Origin of the sequence: Methylobacterium tardum (genome assembly GCF_023546765.1) — a bacterium.
GTDB lineage: Bacteria > Pseudomonadota > Alphaproteobacteria > Rhizobiales > Beijerinckiaceae > Methylobacterium > Methylobacterium tardum.
In genome coordinates this window covers 6,676,104-6,694,109 of sequence record NZ_CP097484.1, presented here as the reverse complement: position 1 = coordinate 6,694,109, position 18,006 = coordinate 6,676,104, and the positions used below count along the sequence as shown (strand labels likewise).

Below are 18,006 nucleotides of genomic sequence, written 5' to 3'. Positions count from 1 at the left end.
GGAACTGCAAAGCCGCCTACCGTGACCGGTGCCGCATGTCTGGTCACTTGTGCACGGATGCCACGAAAATGCCTCAATCGCGACGGGCTTCAATTAATTGTGAGAACACAGACGGTTAGGCACGATATCGCCGTGACGGCGATGCGGCGATGCAACCAAGGGCCCGCGGCCGATTTGATGGCATCGGATCCAGAGCCCGGACGCAGCCGACGCCCATGCCGCGCTACTTCATCGACTACGAAGAGGGCGACAAACGCCTCGTGGACGAGGACGGAACGGAGTACCCGGACCTCACCGCGGCGCGCGACGCCGCCATAGCGGCGCTGCCCGACATAGGTCGGGATGCTCCGCCGTCGGACGGCAAGCGCCGGTTCGTGGCCCGCGTGCGCGACGGGGGCGATACGGTACTCTGCACCGTGACCCTGCAACTCGACGCGGATTGCGGCCCCGGGTCATCCGGTGAAGGTGGCCTGAACGACTGATCGGATGGGAAGGGTCGCCGTGAGCGTTTGACGCAACCCGGGAGTGCCGGCGCCCTCGCAGAAGGCTAGGCAGATGTCTCGGGAGCGCGCTGGCGGACAGCCAGAGCTTGCGCGTCACGGCTCGAACCAGCGTTGGCCTCAAGCGCCGGTCACCGTTCGCACTGGGCCTAGACGACTTGCGCGGGCACAAGCCCGCGGCCATGGGCCGGCGCCGGACGGCGCTCACGGTGCGACGGAGCGGCAGGGACGGGCTGCGTGAAACGTCTGGCGATGCGGGAGAACTCCGGCGTGCGCATGTAGCCGTAGGATTTGTGGTGGTTGGCCTCGCCGTCGGGACGACGGTAGGCGTTCACGACGCGTACGTCCACGACCTCCACCGCGCCGTGCCCGCCATAGTCGGGCCGCAAGTCGCCCGTGACGGCGACGACGTCCTTGCCGTCCGCGAGGTTCGTCCAGCTCGCGACGTTGGCCGGCACCCGCAGGTCGCCGAACTCCTCCTCGGCCTTCAGCTTCACCTTCGCCAACCCGAGGGGCGAGCCGACCGTGACGAGATGCTCGACCCTCAAGCCGGGGTCGTCGCGTTCCAGGGAGCGGAGCACGTCGTAGGCGATGACCGACCCCATGGAATGGGCCGCAAGGAGGATGCGGCGGTCGCGGAACATGCGCAGGCGCTCGATCAGGCGGCCACGCACCTGGCGGGCGAACGACGTCTCGGCGTGGTAGTGCCAGAGGTCGTCGAAGCGGTGCTCCAGGATGAGGTCGTCGACCAGGGTGATCCCGGTCGCTCCCTCGATCCTGTCGATGCCTTCGTAAACGGTGGCCAGCACGTCCTGGACGGTCGTCGACGGGGCGTCCCCGTGGCTGGGCAAGGGCCCCACGCCCCCGCAGGGTTCGTAGGGTTCGGCGAGGTCGGCGCCCGAGAGCGGCGCGTCGTAGCGCAGGTCGGCCCAGTACACGAACTCGAAGTCGAACTCGGCGTCGTGAAATCCCTCGTTCCGGGCGAGACCTTCCGAGATGGCCGCGCGCCACCAGCGCGTCTTCTCGTCGACCGGCGGCTTGTTGGCCAGCCCGTGTATCCCGATGATGACGGTTGGCCGATCCATTTCCGCGGGGGCGCCCTGAATCCGTGCCGCCGACCGCGACCGTCGGGGCGGCGTCGCCTCGGAAACGTCGATGGGTGCGGTTTGGTGCCGAACGCGACCGGGGACGTCTCGGCGACGACGCCATCTGGAAACGCCCTCCGACGCGAGGCCGTGGATGCCTGTTTTCGCGGTGTCCCACGCCTTCGGACGGAAGCGTCACGTATCAAGCATCCGGTTCCTCCACAGCGGAGGCAATCGGACGCGCGATCCCGGCGGGGCGTCGCGGGTTATCGGGCAGCCAGGGCGAGACTCGCCCAGGGCGGACGGCGGCCGAGGTGCGTGGATGCGTGACGAGAAGGCGTACGGACCCGAGGGACGCGCGGCGGTGCTGGAGCGGCAACGCACCCTCAAGATGGCCAAGTCCGCCCACGCCTACGTCCGCGGCAACACGCTGAAGTTCTACGAGTGGCTGGACGGGCTCGCGCGAGGAACCCTGCCAGAGGGGCCGCCTGTCTGGATCTGCGGAGACTGCCACCTCGGCAACCTTGGCCCTCTCGCCGACGCGGACGGGCGCGTCGACGTCCAGATCCGCGACCTCGACCAGACCGTCGTCGGCAACCCGACGCACGACCTCGTCCGCCTCGGCCTGTCGCTGGCGAGCGCGGCCCGGGGCTCGGACCTACCCGGCGTCGTCACCGCCAGGATGCTGGAGGAGATGGTCCGCGGCTACGCGCAGGGGCTCGCGGGTCACGGTCCCGACGAGGTCCCGCCCGAGCCGGACGTGGTCCGCACCGTCCGGCGACGGGCGCTCGGCCGGCAGTGGAAGCACCTCGCCCGCGAGCGGTTGAAGGACGTCGAGCCCAGGATCCCGCTCGGCCGCAAGTTCTGGGCGCTCGACGAAGCGGAGCGCGGCGCCCTCGGCGAGCTCTTCCGGCGGGACGCGGTGCGCGGCTTGGTCCTTGCCCTGAACGGGCGTGGCGAGGAGGCCGGCGTCCGCCTCGTCGACGCGGCCTACTGGATGAAGGGCTGCTCCTCGCTTGGCTTCCTCCGCTACGCCGCGCTCGTGCGCATCGAGGAGGACGGCAAGCGCCGCCTCGCCCTCGCCGACCTTAAGGAGGCGGTCGAGCCCGCCGCCCCGGCGGCACCCGGCGCGGAAATGCCCGCCGACCCGGCCGAGCGGGTGGTGGCCGGCGCCCGGTCGCTGTCGCCGAACCTGGGCGAGCGCATGTTGCCGGTACGCCTGCTCGGCAAGCCGGTCGTCATGCGCGAGCTGGCGCCGCAGGACCTCAAGCTCGACGTCGACCAGTTCACACGCGCGGAGGCGGTGCGGGCCGCGCACTACCTCGCCCACGTCGTCGGCAAGGCGCATGGCCGGCAGATGGACGAGGCCATGCGCTTGGCCTGGCGCGCGGAGGTCATGCGGGGCACCGAGGGCGGGGAGCGAGCGCCGACCTGGCTGTGGTCGAGCGTCGCCGAGCTCGCCGGCCGCCACGAGGTCGGCTACCTGCAGCATTGCCAGCGCTACGCGCACAGGGAAGCAGCCTGAGGCCGGCGCCGGCCTCGCCGGCGTTCGCTGAGGGTCGGCACCGGTCCCGATAGCGGAGCGTCGGCGTGCAGGGTAGGTACCCGGAACGGTTCCGGGTTCACGCCGCCCCCGCGCGTACCATGTCCTTCGCCGGCAATCGGCGCCACAAGAACCGTGTCCGAGCGTCCGGCACGTGCCCGGTCGCCGCCAAGTCCCAGGCGCCATCGTGGTGAGCGGCGGCGGTATGGTCACGCCCTCGCCAAGCGCCACCGAATACTGAGATTCCTGAACACCTATTTCAATCGCCGAGTCTCATACTGAGGAACGTCATGGGCTGTCGCGCGATCTGATACATATTAGCTTTGGCCCCTACGCCACCGCTTCCGCCTCGCCATGCCCGATCCATCGTTCTTCACAGACGAGCCTCAGCTCACCCCGCTTCTGCGCAAGCTGAGGAGCATCACCCGCCTCTCCGCCCGGGACGAGCAGGCGATCCTGCGCCTGCCGGCCCACCCGCGTGTGTTCACGGCGGGTCAGGACCTCGTGAGCGAGGGCGACCGATCCACCCAATGCTGGCTGGTGCTCATGGGCTGGGTGCAGCGCTATAAGTTGCTGTCCGGCGGCAGGCGGCAGATCTCCGCCTTCCATGTCGCCGGTGACATGGCCGATCTTCCGAGCCTCCATCTGCCGGTGATGGACCACAGCCTGGGCGCGGTCACCTACGTCATGGCCGCCTCCATCCCCCACGAGGCGCTGCGCGAGCTCCTGGAGCGCCACCCCGACCTCAACGCCCCGTTCTGGCGCGACACCCTTGTCGATGCCGCGATCTTCCGCGAATGGGTGGCCAACGTCGGGCGGCGTCCGGCCTACCAGCGGCTCGCGCACCTGTTCTGCGAGCTGTACCTGAAGCAGGCCGCGGTCGGCTTGGCCCAGGACCACCGCTGCCCGATGCCGGTGACGCAGGTCGACCTGGCGGACGCGACCGGGCTGACCAGCGTCCACATCAACCGGACCTTGCGCGACTTGCGGCGCGACAAGCTCATCGACCTCAGGAGCAAGACGCTGGTCATCCACGACTGGACGCGGCTGGTCGAGGCCGCCGAGTTCGACCCCACCTACCTGCAATTGGACCGCACCCTGGCGGCCTGAACCGGCCACCCGCCCGGTTGTTGCCCGTGCAGGAGCGACGGCCACCGGTGCACGCCGTTCCCTGGACCTGGACGCGCGATGCCGCTCTACTACTTCGATACCGACGTCGGCGGCGACCGTCTCCACGACGAGGAGGGCCTGGACCTTCCCGATGCCGCGGCGGCGCGCGACGCGGCGATGGGCGCCCTGCCGGACATGGCGCGCGACGAGTTGGGAAGCGGCGACCGGCACACCCTCACGGTCCGGGTCCGCGATGCGAGCGGGACCGTTGTCTACTCCGCAACGCTCGACCTCACCGGCGAGTGGCACGTCCCGCAGACGGTCACCTGATGGGGGCGCCCACCGGATTTCGGCTCAGGCAAGCTCCTGGGACGTGAGCCGCTCGACCCGACGCACGCTTCCGTCGGCGTCGGGACGTTTCCGGTCGAGCTCGCCGGACGTCGCGAGGTCGGCCACCCGCTGCACCGCCGCGGTCACGCCGCGACGGAAGCCGCCTGAGGGGTTGAGGCACTCGACGGCCCGACGCCGTCGGGAAGGGCGAGATAGTGGAAGCGGCTGTTGGCTTGTCCTCCTGGCGGAAGCAGCGCCAAGCCCCGCAACGCATCCCTTCCGCCCGCGGCCCAGCGGTCCCGGATCGAGGAGGGTGAGAAGTCGAAGCTCTTGGCCGCGAGTTCGTCGGCGCCCGCCTGGTAGACGAGGTGGAGCAGCGTCACCGCCGGCCCCGTGGGATCGAGCCGTTCCCGAAGCTCGTACTCGCGCCTGAGGCCCGCAATCGCCCGGCGCGGCGGGCTGGCGAAGATGAGGTCGTTGGCGCGCTCCAGAACCGCGTCGAGGGAGGCGGGACGTGGCGCCCGCAGGGAGAACAGGTCCGAGGCGATGCACAGGAGGTCGCGTTCGGGCTCGGTCGCGAAAAGCGGGTCGAGGGGTAGGTTGTTCGTGTAGCCCGCGTCGCACAGGACGCGCCCGTCGATCTCGACCGGCGGGAACGCGGGCAGGATGGCGGTGCTGGCGAGGACGTGCTCCGGCCGGACCTCCTGGCGGGCCGTATCGAAGTAGACCTCCTCGCCGGTCTCGACGTCGACGCACCCGACCGTCAAGCGGGTGTCGCCCCGGTTGAGCCGCCCGAAGTCGACGAGGCGCTCCAAGGTCCGGAGGAGCGGCCTGTTGTCGAACAGGGCCACGTCGTTCGGGACCCACGGCAGCGCCGACCACGGGCCCGGGAACCGGTGGCCGAAAATGGTCGGCCGCCCCCCGACCAGCGAAAGGAGGGCGTGCAGGCCGTTGTAGACCTGGCGCGGCTTGAGCAGCCCGGTCGGGCTCGGGCCCGTGGCCTGGGTCGCCTCGTCCCAGAACGTCTGGAGCTTGGCGACCCGGTCCTCGGGGGCGCTGCCCGCGACGATGGCCGCCGTCACCGCGCCGATGGACGCGCCGACGAACCAGTCGGGCCTGAGCCCGTGGCCGTGCAGCGCCTCGTAGGTCCCGGCATGGTAGGCGCCGACGGCGTTGCCGCCGGCGAAGACCAGGGCGAGGTCGCGTGAGTTGTCCGGCATCCTTGCCTTCGTGTCTTGAGGATCCCCTCGCCGTAATCGGACGGAGCACGCGGCGCCATCCGAACCGGCGAGAGGCTGGCAGGCGTCCGCCGCACCCCATACAGGCGGGCGTTCACCCGTTCGGCACGGTCCGGCGTCAGCCGTGCGGCTTGAACACGACCTTGGTGCAGTTGTCCTTCTTGTCCCGGAACATGTCGTACAGCGCCGGGCCATCCTCCAAGTTCGTGGAGCGGTGGCTGATGATGAAGGACGGGTCGATGTCGCCGTTCTGGATGCGCTCCAGCAGCGGCTTCATGTATCGCACCATGTGGGTCTGACCGGTCTTCAGGGTCAGGCCCTTGTTCATCAGGACGCCGAGGGCGACGGGACCGACCGGACCGGCGAAGACGCCGGGCATCGAGACGTTACCGCCCGGACGGCAGGCCAGGATGGCCTGGTTGAGCGCGAAGGGGCGCTCCAGGCTGACGGTGTGCTCCATGATGGCGGAGGAGACCTTCTGGAGCGTGGTGTCGGCCCCGTGGGACTCCATGCCCACCGCCTCGATGACCGAATCCGGCCCTAGGCCCTTGGTCATCTCCATGAGCGTGTCCTGTACGTTCTCCTTGGACAGGTCGATGGTCTCGGCCCCGGCCTCCCGGGCCAGCGCGAGGCGCTCGGGGACGCTGTCGATGGAAATGACGCGCTTGGCGCCCAGCATCAGGCAGCACTTGACGGCGAGCACGCCGACCGGGCCGCAGCCCCAGATGGCGACCGTGTCTTCCGGGCCGATGTCGCAGTGCTCGGCGGCTTGGTAGGCGGTCGGGAAGATGTCTGAGAGGAACAGCACCTGCTCGTCGGTGAGCCCCTCGGGCACCACGATGGGGCCGACGTCGGCGTAGGGCACCCGCAGGTATTCGGCTTGCCCGCCCGCATAGCCGCCGGTGATGTGCGAGAACCCGAACAGGCCCGCCAGCGGATAGCCGTAGGTCTGCGCCTGCAGCTTGCCGTTCGGGTTGGTGCGCTCGCAGCAGCTCCAGTTGCCCCACTTGCACTGCCGGCACTCGCCGCAGCAGATGGTGAAGGGCACCACGATGCGGTCGCCGACCTTGAGCTTGTGGTTGTCCTTACCGACCTCGATGACTTCGCCCATGGTCTCGTGGCCGAGGATGTCGCCGCACTCCATGGTCGGCATGAACCCGCCCATCAGGTGCAGGTCGGAGCCGCAGATCGCGCAGGCGGTGACCTTGATGATGACGTCGCGCCCGTGCTCGATCTTCGGGTCCGGCACGGTCTCGCAGGTAATCTTGCCCCGGCTCTGCCACGTGAGTGCTCTCATGGTCGGTCGTCTCCGGTCGTCGGGTACCGGTTCGAAAAGAAGGTTGGCCGCGACCCGGTTCCGGGCGTGGCGGGGCGTGAAGGGTCAGTGACGGCGCGGCTTGGGCCGCGTGCCGAGGATCACCGCCGCCGTCGCGGCCAGGCCGGCGGCGAGCACGCCCGCCGTTGCGAGGGGGTGCAGGGTGGCTCGGGTGTAGGCGCTGGTGCGCATGACGTAGACCGGCGGGTCGCCGCGGACCGCCCCGGCGTGCCGCGGCGCATGGAGGGCGCCCTGCGGGTCCCGAAGGTGCTCGGACCGCTTCTGCAAGGCGATGATGGCCGGGGCGAGCTCGTCGTAGGCTCCGGGCGCGAACTCCTTGCTCATCACGAACAACTTGCCGCCGCCGCCCACGAAGATGTCCCGCTGCGGGTACACGGCGGCGTGCAGGATGGCGTTGGCCACCTCCTCGGGCGGGTAGATCGGCGTCGGCAGGGTCGGCTCGCGGTCCATGTAGTTGCGGGCGCGCTGCGGCAGCGGGGTGTCGATGGAGGCGGGCTTCACCAGGGTGACCGAGACCGGCGCGCCCTCCGCGATGAGCTCCATGCGCAGGGTGTCGGTGAAGCCCTTCACCGCGTGCTTCGAGGTCGCGTAGAGGCCCTGGAACGGGAAGGCGAGGTCGGAGGCGATGCTGCCGACGTTGATCAGCGCGCCTCCGCGCTGGCGCAGATGCTCCGCGGCGATCAGAGAGCCGTTCACTGTGCCCCAGAGGTTGGTCTGGATCAGGCGCTCGTGGTCCTCGTAGGCGATCTCGCGCAAGGGGCCGTACACGGTCAGGCCGGCCACGTTCACCCAGGTGTCGAAGCCGCCGAACGTCGCCACGGCCTTGTCGGCGATGGCCTGGACGTCCTCACGTCGGCCACGACGTAGGCCGCCTTCTGGCCGATCTCGTCCGCGACCTGCGCGAGCACGTCCCCGCTGCGGGCTGCGAGCACCACCCTCGCCCCGCGCTCCGCGGCCATGCGCGCCGTGGCGAGGCCGATGCCGCTTGACGCGCCGGTGATCACGACGACCTGCTCGCGCAGAGGCTTATGCGTCATGTCCGGTTCGCTCCGTGTCGCCCCTGAAAGGGGCCCGGCATGGCTAAGTGCCAGACGCCGAAGCGTTGCGGGCCGAGCGGGCTTTCGTGCCTTCGGGCCTAAGCCGCGCCGGCCGTGACCGGCTCGCGGACGGCGGCGTGACGCGTGCCGTTCGGTGGGCGAAGCAGGAGCAGGCGGTCGCTGTCCGCCGCCTCGGCCATCTCGTGGTCGGCCGAGGGAAAGTCGAGCCTTCCATCCGACCGGATGACGAGCAGGCATTGCACGTCGCCGGCATCCGGGCCGGCCGGCTCGACCACGAAGCGGCATCCCTCGGCGTGTCTCGCCGCAAGGGTTTCGAAGTCGAACCCGCCATCCCCCAGCACCTTCCCACGCAGATCCCGGCTCACGCCGGTCTCGACGTGCAGGAGGTGGTCCGCGGAGGGCGCGAGTTAGTAGACCCGCTCGCGACCGAGTTCCGGCGCGAGGCGCGTGCAGACGAGCGCGTTGTAGAGCTCGTCCCGGGTCGCCGCGAGCAGGCGGTCCGGCGGCTGGTCGGCCAAGCCCTCCTCCGCCTCACGGGACAGCAGCTCCGCCTGCAGCGTCGGTACCCCGCCGGCCCGCGCCGCGCGCAGAGCCCCGGGGTATGTGTCGACCAGCAGCACCGGCACGCCCGCCCGGTGCAGCGCCAGGGCAAGCGCGCTCGACCAGGGTGAGGCCCCGACGATGGCGAGGCGCTCCGCGTCCGCCGCGACCGAGAGCCCGAACCGGCGGGCCAGCGGCCCCAGCGAGAAGCCGTGGGCCAACACCGTCGCGACGATGACGGCGAACACCGTCGGCTGGATCAGGTCGCCGCCGGCGTATCCGGCCTCGCTGAGCCGCGGCCCGGCTAGGCCCGCCACCGCGGCCGCCACGATGCCGCGCGGCCCGATCCAGCCGACGAACAGGCGCTCGCGCCAGGTCAGGTCGCTGCGCCAGGTGGCCAGCCAGATCACGGCGGGCCGCACCACGAACAGCGTCGCGGCCGTCAGCGCCAGGACGGGCAGGGAAAGCTTGCCCAGGACTGCGGGATCGAGGTCGGCGGTGAGCACCACGAACAGGCAGGACACGATGAGGACGACGAGCGCTTCCTTGAACCGCCGCAGCTCGCCGATGCCGGGTACGTGGAGGTTGGCCAGCGCGACGCCGAACACGGTCGCACCGATCAGCCCGGCCTCGTGCATCAGGAGGTTCGGCACCGCGTAGGCGACGAGCGCCAGCGCCAGCAGCAAGGGCGTCTTCAGGGTCTCGGGCACGAGGTCGCGCCGGAAGGCCCAGGCCACCAGGAAGGCGGAGCCGGAGCCGAGGATGGCCGCGGCGGTCGCGCCTTCCGCGAGGTGCAACGCCAAATCGGTCAGGGCCTCCTCGCCGGAGCGGTGGGGCAGACCGACCAGGATCTCGATGACGATGGCGGTCAGGATGGCCCCGACCGGGTCGTTGACGGTGGCCTCCCACTTCAGGAACGCGGCCGAGCGCCGCTCCAAGCGCGCGTGGCGCAGCAGCGGCAGGATGACCGTGGGCCCGGTGACCACCAGGATGGCACCGAAGACGGCCGACGGTCCCCAGAGCATGCCGCCGATGAGGTGGGCGGCGAGCGTGCCCAACACGAAGTTGATGGGCAGCACGATGGCGGTGAGCCGGAGCACGCCCTCGCCGGCCGCCCGCAACTCGCGGACGTCGAGCGCGAGCCCCCCTCGAACACCACGATGGCCACCGCCAGGCCGATCAGGGGACGCAGGTTCGACCCGAACGACTGGGAGGGATGAAGGAGGCCGAGCACAGGGCCGACGAGGAAGCCGAGCCCGAGCAGGAGGACGATGGCCGGGATGCGCAGCCGGGCAGCGAGCACCTGGGCGGCGACGCCGCCGGCGACGATGCACAGCACCGCCATCGCCACACCCTGTTCCATACGCGAAGCTCCCTTGGGGGCGTCCATACTGGTCCGGGACAACGTTCCCGGACGCCGCGAGTCCCTGCCGACGTCGCCTCAGGCCGCGCCGGGAGCGCCCGCCTCCGTCGAACGCGGGCGGAACGGGCAGCCCCACTCGTCGCCGACGACGCGGCCGCTGTACTGGCGCGCCTCCGACGCCTCGCCATGGCGGGCCAGCATCGGGTTGAGCGAGCCGGCGAGAGCCTCGTCCCGCTGCAGGATGGAAGCGCGCAGCTTCTCGTAGCGGCCCACGGCACGCAACTGCTCGAACTGGGCGTGCAGGTTGAACACCAGCGCGGGCGAGGAGAACCGCCGCGCCGGCCGGCTGGCGTTCGGATGCAAGCCGACCACGAAGAACGCCTCGCCGGCGAAGCTCAGCGAGAAGTGCGGGCTGTCCGGCTCCTGGGCGACCCGGCGGTCCCACGGGTGGCTGAGCCATGCATCCTTGTCGGCCAGGGACTGCACCCGATCCCAGAGGTGCCGCTCAAAGCCCTCCTCGTCGAGGTCGACCGGCCCCTCGAACACCACCGCGAAGCTCTGGAACAGGTCGGGCTTCTCGCGGTATCGCGCCGCGAAGGCCATCATCGCCGGGTAGATGCGCATGTCATCCCAGGCCGAGGTGATGTCGCGGGCGACCAGGATCCGCATCTGTCCCTTGGTCAAGGCCGACTTGGCGCCGACGCACGGGAAGCCGGCGTCGCGGATGAAGGCTCGGAATGCCTCTGCCTTGGGGTGGTTGGTATCGTCTCGGGGTAGTTGCATCGGAATTCGGCACGCACGTCGCACGGATGCCCGCGGAACCGGTAAAGGCGCCGCGGCCTCAGGCAACGGTGACGTCCAGGCCGCGTTCCGTGCTCGCGCTAGCCTGCCCTACCTATCCACAGCCGGCAGACCATCGCGGAGGCGTGATGGCCGGCGAGCCGGTAGGCGTCAGCCCCTAGGCCAGGTCACTACTTGCTCTTGCCGCCCTTCTTGCCGAGCTCGGCCTGGGCCGAGGACGAGGTGCGCGGGTTCGATTTGCCCTCGTGGCTCGCCTTGGCGTTCGCCTTCTTGGCCGTCGCGCTGCCGTGGCCCTTCTTCTCGGTCATGGTCGTCTGCTGAAGTGGTGAACGGGAAGTCCCCGTCCACCCCCGCGTTCCCAGCACGGTCTCCGCTCGGCGTTCACGCGTGCCTGAGGTCGTCCGGGACCTTGCCGCCGTTCTCGGCGAGCTTCTGCACGACCTGCTTGTGAAGCCAGACGTTCATGGTGGCCGAGTCCTCCTTGTCGCCCGTGTAGTGGAGCTCGTCGGCGAGCTGCTTGCGGGCCTGCAGGCTGCTGTCGAGGTCGAGCAGCTTCAGGAGGTCGGCGATGGAGCGCTTGTAGTCGAGCTCCTGCCCCTTCTTGGCGGCGAGACCGGCGAGCACCTGGCCGACGTCGACGTTCGCCTGTCCGGCACCGGACGGGCCGGCCGCGACCGGGGACGGGGCCCCGCTCATGGAAGGCGCGGCGGCGCCGCTGGCCGAGCCGGTCGGGCCGTCCTGGCCCTGCGCCGCGGTCGACACGCTCGGTGTCTCCGAGGCGTGCGGGGCCGCGGCCTGGGCGCTGGCGCTGACGCCGCCGAAGATCTTCGACATGATCGAACCGAACATGCTCATTCCGTCCTCCGCGTTCCTGGCCCCCACGGGGGCGATTGCTCGACAACGGGAAGGTGAGCGCCGCGTTCCGGCAGGGGCTGGCGGCGGCCTTGGCCGGTGCAAGCCTGGGCCGCGGCGGCGCGGCGCGGGCATGACTGCCATGGCGGGGCGCGTGCCGGAAACCGGCCAGTCCGCCATAGGTTAGTCCGTAGCCCCTTCCGTTCCGGGGCCAGGGTTGGGTGGCTGTCTTGGAATGTCTGGACGACGCGATGGTGCCGGCACCGGACCTGGAAGTGTTCAAGGCCGCGGTCGAGGCGGCCGGCGAGGCCATCGTCATCACCTCAGCCGAACTCGACGAGCCGGGTCCCCGCATCGAGTACGTGAACCCTGCCTTCACCCGGATGACCGGCTACGAGGCACGGGAGGTGATGGGACGGTCGCCGCGCCTGCTTCAAGGCCCCGGAACGGACCGTGCGGTGCTGGAACGCTTGCGCGCCTCCCTCGAAGCGGGCGAGGCCGCGAACGGCGAGGCGCTGAACTACCGCAAGGACGGTTCGGCCTACACCGTCGAGTGGCTGATCACGCCGGTCCGGGGTTCGGACGGGCGCATCGCGCGCTGGGTCTCGGCGCAGCGAGACGTCAGCGAGCGGCGGGCGTTCGAGGACCGGCAGGTCCTGATGGTGCGCGAGCTTCACCACCGCGTGAAGAACACCCTGGCCACGGTGCAGGCGGTGCTGAACGCGACCGTCCGCTCCTCATTGTCCATCCCGGAGTTCACGCGCGCCCTGTCGGGCCGCATCGCCTCGCTGGCCCGCACGCACGCGCTCATCACCGAGGACACCGGGCAGGCCGCCTCGTTCGAGGGGCTGCTCAGGGCCGAGCTGGACCCGTACGGCGAGCGGGGGCGCCTGAGCCTTGACGGGCCGAATGTCGTGCTGCCGTCGGAACTCGCCGTGCCGGTCGGCATGGCGCTGCACGAGCTGACGACGAACGCCCTGCGGCACGGGTCGCTCGCCGACCCGAACGGTCGCCTACAGGTGACCTGGCGGGTCGAGGAGGGTCCGGCCGGCCGCGGCCTGCGATGGGACTGGGCCGAGCACGACGGCCCCCCCACCGCGCACCCCACGCGCGAGGGCTTCGGCCATCGGCTCCTCAACAAGGTCCTGGCGACCCAGACTGGGGCCGAGGTCGAGGTCGACTTCGCACCCGACGGACTCCGCGTCTCCATCAGGATGCCGCTGCCCGAGGCGCGCTCCTGAGGGCGGACCCTCACCCGACATGGAGGCGGGCGACGTAGGCGTCGAGGAGGGCGGCGACCCGGCCTTGTGTCTCCAGGGCCTTGACCCGCCGCCGGCGGGCGAGCGCCAGCAGGACCTTCGCGCCGGAACGGCCGTCGCAGGCCATCGCGGCTTCGCCGAGGGCGTCGGCGACGGCGTTCAGCACGACGACGCCGACCGCCAACACCGCCAAGCCTTCAAGTGTCGCCACCCGCATCCCCCGGAGATAGGGCGCCCGGGCGCTGGCGGCTCCGGCGGGCGTCCGCGTCGGGCCGACGCGCCCGTTCGGCCATGCCGCTTCCGGGGGCCGTTAGCGAGCCGAGCGGATCAGGCATGGACCAGGCGCAGGGCCGCCGGCCTCCCGCCGTCGTCGGCAGCCGGCGCGCACCGGGTCTGGTTCCGGCCGCCGTCCTTGGCGGCGTAGAGGGCCGCGTCGGCGGCCTGGTACAACGCCCCCGCCTCCGCGCCGCCCCGGCCGGCGCCGCTCGCGAGGCCGACGCTCACGGTGACCGCGCCCGGCCCGATGCCGGCGGCGGCGACCGAGAGCGACGCCACCGCCTCGTGGACCTTGGCGGCGACGCGCGCCGCACCGTCCTCGTCGGTGTCGGGCAGGAGCAGCACGAACTCCTCGCCGCCCACGCGCGCCACGAGGTCGTCAGGACGGTGCACGCTGGCCGCGAGGCAGCCGGCGAGGCCCCGCAGCACCGCGTCGCCGACGGCGTGGCCGTAGCGGTCGTTGAGGCGCTTGAAGTGGTCTGCGTCGACCATGAGGAGAGACAACGGCTTGCCCGTCCGCCGCGCGCTGGCCCAGGCCGTCTCGAACACCTCGTCGAAGCGCCGCCGGTTCGCGAGGCCCGTCAGGGCATCCGTCACCGACAGCCGGGCGAGCTCGGCCTGCATCGCGGCGCGGCGGCGGAGCTCGCGCCCGAAGAGCAGCGACAGCGTCGCCGTCAGGCCGCAGAGGAGCAGCAGGACCGCGCCGACCACGACCGCCTTGGCGCGCCACCCGGCCTCGATGTCGTCGGTGGCGAGCGCGACGTTGAGCACGAGCGGCAGGTCGCCGACCCGGGTGAAGGCGTAGTACCGCTCGACGCCGTCGCGGACCGAGGTGCCCGTGAAGGCGCCGCTCGGCGCGCCCACGAACCGCCTGAAGGTCGGGGCGTCGGCGATGTTGGCGCCGATGTCCGCGTCGACGAAGGGATGGCGCATGATGCGCGTGCCGTCGGCGCGGTACAGGTTTATGGCCCCGCCCTGCCCGAGGCCGAGGCGCTCGAACAACCGGTTGAAGTAGGCGAGCTTGATCGTGCCCACCACGACGCCGCCGAAGGAGCCGTCGGGCTTGTCGATGCGGCGGCTGAAATTCATCATCCGCTCGCCCGTGAGGCGCGAGACCACGGGCCGGCCCACGTGCAGGCCGAGGCCCGCCCGGTCCCTGTGGACCTGGTAGTATTCCCGGTCGGCGTAGTTGCCCTTGCGCGGCGGCCACGCCGCGGCCTCGGCGACGATGTCGCCGCCCTCGCCGAGCACCAGCAGGACGCCCAGGTCGCGCGCCGTGGTCGCCCGGTCGAACAGGACGAGTTGGCGCAGCTCCGGGGCGGCCTGGGCCACGCCGGGCGCCTTCAGGTTGTCGGCGACGGCCTGGAGCGACAGGTCGATGATCTCGACGTTGCGGGCGATGTCGCTCTCGATGACCTGCAGCAGGTTCTTCGAGGTCTGCTCCGCCTTGTCCCAGGCGTCGCTGCGCAGGTCGAGCAGCATCATGCCCGACAGGGCGAGCATGCCGAAGGGCGCCAGCACGCCCAGCGCGATCCAGGTGCGGGTTGAGCGGAACCTTTGCGCGAGGCGGGTCGGCAGGTCCATCGTCGGACACTCCCCGGGGCGGACTTCTCGTTGCCTGGTTTATGACGCGCAAAGCCTTACCGTGGCTTTCGCCCGGGGTTGTCCCTGGCCCCTTAAACGTCCGATGCCTAACGCCCGGTTGAGGGGAACCCGACACTTGCCGGCGTCGCTTGGCGAGGTCAGGCGGACGGCTCAGGCACGGGCGCCTCGACAGTGAACACCACGCCGGCAGGGCGGTACTCGATCCAGTCCGTGTTGCCTAACGTCCGATAGATGATGCAGTCGTGTTCCCGCGAGTCGCTCAAGAGCGCTCCGCCCCATCGTGACCGCTTCGGCCTCCAGTTCCCGGGTCGACGCGTAACACGCGGCACGCGCGGGTGCGAAGGCGCGGGCCGCGACGCGTACGCCCGGCGGCTGACCTCAGCCTAGTATGACCCGAAGCTTGTTGGCGAGCTCATCCCGCTGGTAGGGCTTGTTCAACAGCGGCAGGTCGGCCGGCACGCCGTGCTCGTCGAGCGCCGTGCCTGTGTAGCCGGAGGCCAGCAGAACGCGCAGCCCGGGCCGCAGGCGCCGGGCCTCGACCGAGAGCTGCACCCCGTTCATGCCACCGGGCATGACCACGTCCGAGAACAGGATGTCGACCCGCTCCGGGCCGCTCAGGCGCTCCAATGCCTCGGAGGCACGGGTCGCGGTGAGCGTCCGGTAGCCGAGCTCGCCCAGGCTCTCGACCGCCATCTCCAGGACCGCCGGTTCGTCCTCGACCACGAGCACCACCTCGCCTGAGGCGGCGCGGCGCAGCGGCAGCGGGCCGTCGAACCGAGGCTCCACCGCCTTCTCGGCCGAGCGCGGCAGGTACAGCTCGATGGAGGTGCCCCGGCCCGCCTCGCTCTTGATCTGCGCGTGGCCGCCGGCCTGGCGCACGAAGCCGTAGACCTGGCTGAGCCCGAGGCCGGTGCCCTTGCCGACGTCCTTGGTCGTGAAGAACGGCTCGAAGGCGCGGGCGCGCGTCGCGTCGTCCATGCCGTGGCCGGTGTCCGAGACGGAGACGAGCACGTAGGCCCCGGGCCGCAGGTCGGGCCGGTCGGCGATCTCGTCCGCATCGAGATGCGCGTTGCACGTCTTCACCGTGAGAGTGCCGCCGCCCGGCATCGCGTCGCGCGCGTTGACCGCGAGGTTCAGCACCGCGCTCTCGAACTGGCCGGGGTCTAGCCGCACCGGGTCGAGGCTCGCGTCGAGGCCGAACCTGACCTCGACGGTTTCGCCCACGGCGCGCTGCAGCAAGGCGCGGAAGTCCTTCAGCAGCCGGTTCGGGTTGACCGTCTCGGGTCGGAGCACCTGGCGGCGCGAGAAGGACAGCAGCTTCTCGGTGACCTCCGCGCCGCGTTTGGCCGCGGTCATCGCCGAGTTGGCCGGCGCTCGACGCGCTGCGTCTCCCCGGGGCGGCGCACGATCATGTCGAGGTTGCCCACGATGATGGTGAGCAGGTTGTTGAAGTCGTGCGCCACGCCTCCGGTCAACTGCCCGATGGCCTCCATCTTCTGCGCCTGGTTCAGGCGCTCCTCCGCCTCGTGCTGCCGGGTCGTGTCCATGACGATGCCCGCCACCGTCCGCGGCTGGCCGGCCTCGTCGCGGTAGACCTTGCCCCGCGCCGTGATCCGGCGGGTCGCGTTGTCGCCGGCCCGCCTGATCCGGCAGTTGAGGTCGAGGCGCCCGGTCCCGTCGACGCCTTCGAGCGCCGCCCTGGCCATGGCGCGTTCCTCCGGCAGGACATGCTTGACGAAGGCCTCGACGTCCCAGCTCGCGACCGGCTCCTGGTAGCCGAAGATCGCGTCGTGCCGCGGCGTGCGGCGCGAGGTACCGGTGCGCAGGTCGAGCTCCCAGTCGCCCATCTCGGCGGCCTCAAGCGCCAGGGCGAGGTTGTCGCGCGCGACTTGCAGCTCCGCCCGGCGCGCCTCCCGTTCACGGGCCGTGGCCTCGGCGCGGGCGTAGAGAAAGTCGACCTCGCGCAGGTAGACCCCGAGCAGGATGAAGCCGGAGACGAGGGCCTCCAGGCGTCCCGTGAACCATCCGACCGTGCCGCGCGCCGCGCCGGGCAGGGTGACCATGTTGTCGAACACCAGGAGCAGCAGCGAGACGGCCAGCCAGAGCTGGAGCACGGTCCGCAGCCGGGTCGTCCAGCACAGCGCCGCGAGGGCCAGAACCGTCAGGGCGACTACTCCCGGGCCTACGCCCGAGGTGGTGAGCAGCCGGTAATCGTCGCCCTCGACGCTCTTGGGGAGCAGGTCGACGTATCGGGTGACGACCACCGCGGTCAGCGCCGCCGTCGCGATGGTTCCGGCAATCGCGAGCAGGCCGACTGCGGCCACGCGCCCCGGCGCCACGGTCTGGCTGCGCCCATGGCCTTCCATGAGGGCGTAGGGCAGCGCGAAGAGTGGTGGTCCGATGTGCCAGAAGGTCCAGAGCCAGGTCGTCGTGTCCGGCCCACCGCCGAGGATGCGCCCCGGGGCGAGGACGTTCGGGAACGACAGCATCTGCAGGAGCACGACCAGCGTCACGTAGAGGCTGCCGGTCCCGAGAACGAGCAGCGGCCCCGAACGGGTGCGGCGATACTGGGTGAGGAAGAGGTAGGTGGTCAGTCCGTAGACCACGATCAGGGCCGCTTGGTAGACGGGCACGAAGCCCGGCATCGGCAGGATGGGCTGGGCGGCGAACGGCAGCAGCGCGAGCGTGACCGAGCCGAAGACGAGGCTGACCAAACCGGCGAGCAGGCGCTGCCTTCGGCCGGCCCGAGCCGTCGCGAGGGTTGCGAGCGTGGGGTCCGTCGCGGTCGTGCCCATCGTGTGCTCCGTGACGAAGCGCGATGGCTGACCGTGCCGGTAAGTCGCTCGCGAAGCTCTGGGGTTAGCACGACCCCGGCCCGGGCGCCATTTGGTGGCGTCGCGGACCAGGGTTCAAAGAGAGCTAGGCGGTGCCGTTGCCCCCGGTGGCGCCGTAGACCTCGCCGGTGACGTAGCTCGCCTCCTGGCTCGCCGGGAACACTTGGACAGGCGCGAGCTCCACCGGCTGGCCCGCCGGAAGGCTGGAGGGCCGGTCAGAACGGACCGGGGCCACCGCGTTCACGCGGATGCCCTTCGCGACCGCTGCTTGGCGAG

18 protein-coding genes and 1 pseudogene are annotated in these 18,006 nt (G+C 70.9%); 5 read left to right on the top strand and 14 right to left on the bottom strand.

Translation table 11 applies throughout. The annotated features are described in order from the left end of the window. The first annotated feature begins 215 nt into the window (after positions 1-215). A complete protein-coding gene (locus tag M6G65_RS32110) occupies positions 216-482 on the top strand; it encodes a DUF6894 family protein (protein WP_238194288.1) in 267 nt (88 codons plus the stop codon). Between the two features lie 167 nt (positions 483-649). On the opposite strand, the gene M6G65_RS32105 is transcribed toward M6G65_RS32110, so the two are convergent. Further along, positions 650-1,585, bottom strand: coding sequence for a hypothetical protein (locus M6G65_RS32105; protein WP_250103356.1), 936 nt, complete (start codon positions 1,583-1,585; stop codon positions 650-652). Positions 1,586-1,907: 322 nt separating this feature from the next. Here M6G65_RS32105 and M6G65_RS32100 point away from each other — a divergent pair, with 322 nt between their 5' ends. The 3 genes from M6G65_RS32100 to M6G65_RS32090 all read left to right on the top strand — a co-directional run bounded on the left by M6G65_RS32100 (position 1,908) and on the right by M6G65_RS32090 (position 4,568). Further along, positions 1,908-3,110, top strand: a complete 1,203-nt coding sequence (locus M6G65_RS32100) for a DUF2252 family protein (RefSeq protein ID WP_250103355.1) — start codon at positions 1,908-1,910, stop codon at positions 3,108-3,110. Between the two features lie 372 nt (positions 3,111-3,482). Further along, positions 3,483-4,238 carry a Crp/Fnr family transcriptional regulator gene (locus tag M6G65_RS32095; protein ID WP_238194285.1) on the top strand — a complete coding sequence of 252 codons (756 nt, stop codon included), beginning with the start codon at positions 3,483-3,485 and terminating at the stop codon, positions 4,236-4,238. Between the two features lie 78 nt (positions 4,239-4,316). Then, the gene (locus M6G65_RS32090) at positions 4,317-4,568 is read left to right on the top strand and encodes a DUF6894 family protein (RefSeq protein ID WP_238194284.1); all 252 of its coding nucleotides are present in this window, start codon (positions 4,317-4,319) and stop codon (positions 4,566-4,568) included. Between the two features lie 143 nt (positions 4,569-4,711). Here the strand turns inward: M6G65_RS32090 and M6G65_RS32085 are convergent, their stop codons facing one another. From M6G65_RS32085 to M6G65_RS32050, 8 genes and pseudogenes are all read right to left on the bottom strand, one after another. After that, positions 4,712-5,788, bottom strand: a complete 1,077-nt coding sequence (locus tag M6G65_RS32085) for a patatin-like phospholipase family protein (protein ID WP_238194283.1) — start codon at positions 5,786-5,788, stop codon at positions 4,712-4,714. A gap of 136 nt (positions 5,789-5,924) precedes the next feature. Continuing rightward, positions 5,925-7,103, bottom strand: coding sequence for a zinc-dependent alcohol dehydrogenase (locus M6G65_RS32080; RefSeq protein WP_238194282.1), 1,179 nt, complete (start codon positions 7,101-7,103; stop codon positions 5,925-5,927). An 84-nt stretch (positions 7,104-7,187) separates the two neighbouring features. Next, positions 7,188-8,179 (bottom strand): annotated as a pseudogene (locus M6G65_RS32075) (SDR family oxidoreductase). 98 nt (positions 8,180-8,277) lie between these two features. Beyond that, positions 8,278-8,565: a hypothetical protein gene (locus M6G65_RS32070; protein WP_238194281.1), complete on the bottom strand. Its 288-nt coding sequence runs from the start codon at positions 8,563-8,565 to the stop codon at positions 8,278-8,280. Positions 8,566-8,607: 42 nt separating this feature from the next. Next, entirely contained in the window at positions 8,608-9,840 is a 1,233-nt protein-coding gene (locus tag M6G65_RS32065) for a cation:proton antiporter (RefSeq protein ID WP_250103354.1), read from the bottom strand. A gap of 341 nt (positions 9,841-10,181) precedes the next feature. Further along, on the bottom strand, positions 10,182-10,886 hold the full coding sequence (gene gntA / locus M6G65_RS32060; RefSeq protein ID WP_238194279.1) for a guanitoxin biosynthesis heme-dependent pre-guanitoxin N-hydroxylase GntA: 705 nt from the start codon (positions 10,884-10,886) through the stop codon (positions 10,182-10,184). 188 nt (positions 10,887-11,074) lie between these two features. Beyond that, positions 11,075-11,212, bottom strand: coding sequence for a hypothetical protein (locus M6G65_RS32055; protein WP_197430732.1), 138 nt, complete (start codon positions 11,210-11,212; stop codon positions 11,075-11,077). Positions 11,213-11,285: 73 nt separating this feature from the next. Then, on the bottom strand, positions 11,286-11,759 hold the full coding sequence (locus M6G65_RS32050; RefSeq protein ID WP_250103353.1) for a DUF3597 domain-containing protein: 474 nt from the start codon (positions 11,757-11,759) through the stop codon (positions 11,286-11,288). 248 nt (positions 11,760-12,007) lie between these two features. Between M6G65_RS32050 and M6G65_RS32045 the strand changes: the two genes are divergently transcribed. After that, a complete protein-coding gene (locus M6G65_RS32045) occupies positions 12,008-12,997 on the top strand; it encodes an HWE histidine kinase domain-containing protein (protein WP_238194277.1) in 990 nt (329 codons plus the stop codon). A 10-nt stretch (positions 12,998-13,007) separates the two neighbouring features. On the opposite strand, the gene M6G65_RS32040 is transcribed toward M6G65_RS32045, so the two are convergent. The 5 genes from M6G65_RS32040 to M6G65_RS32015 all read right to left on the bottom strand — a co-directional run bounded on the left by M6G65_RS32040 (position 13,008) and on the right by M6G65_RS32015 (position 17,974). After that, positions 13,008-13,226, bottom strand: a complete 219-nt coding sequence (locus M6G65_RS32040; RefSeq protein WP_238194276.1) for a hypothetical protein — start codon at positions 13,224-13,226, stop codon at positions 13,008-13,010. Between the two features lie 116 nt (positions 13,227-13,342). After that, positions 13,343-14,875 (bottom strand): sensor domain-containing diguanylate cyclase, encoded by a 1,533-nt coding sequence (locus tag M6G65_RS32035; RefSeq protein ID WP_250103352.1) that lies wholly within the window; start codon positions 14,873-14,875, stop codon positions 13,343-13,345. Between the two features lie 399 nt (positions 14,876-15,274). Further along, positions 15,275-16,252 (bottom strand): ATP-binding protein, encoded by a 978-nt coding sequence (locus M6G65_RS33615; RefSeq protein WP_284042366.1) that lies wholly within the window; start codon positions 16,250-16,252, stop codon positions 15,275-15,277. Continuing rightward, positions 16,249-17,691 (bottom strand): MASE4 domain-containing protein, encoded by a 1,443-nt coding sequence (locus M6G65_RS32020; protein ID WP_250103351.1) that lies wholly within the window; start codon positions 17,689-17,691, stop codon positions 16,249-16,251. Before M6G65_RS32020 ends, M6G65_RS33615 begins: the two co-directional genes overlap by 4 nt. Positions 17,692-17,815: 124 nt before the next feature. Beyond that, positions 17,816-17,974 carry a hypothetical protein gene (locus M6G65_RS32015; protein ID WP_373323648.1) on the bottom strand — a complete coding sequence of 53 codons (159 nt, stop codon included), beginning with the start codon at positions 17,972-17,974 and terminating at the stop codon, positions 17,816-17,818. Between the last annotated feature and the right edge of the window lie 32 nt (positions 17,975-18,006).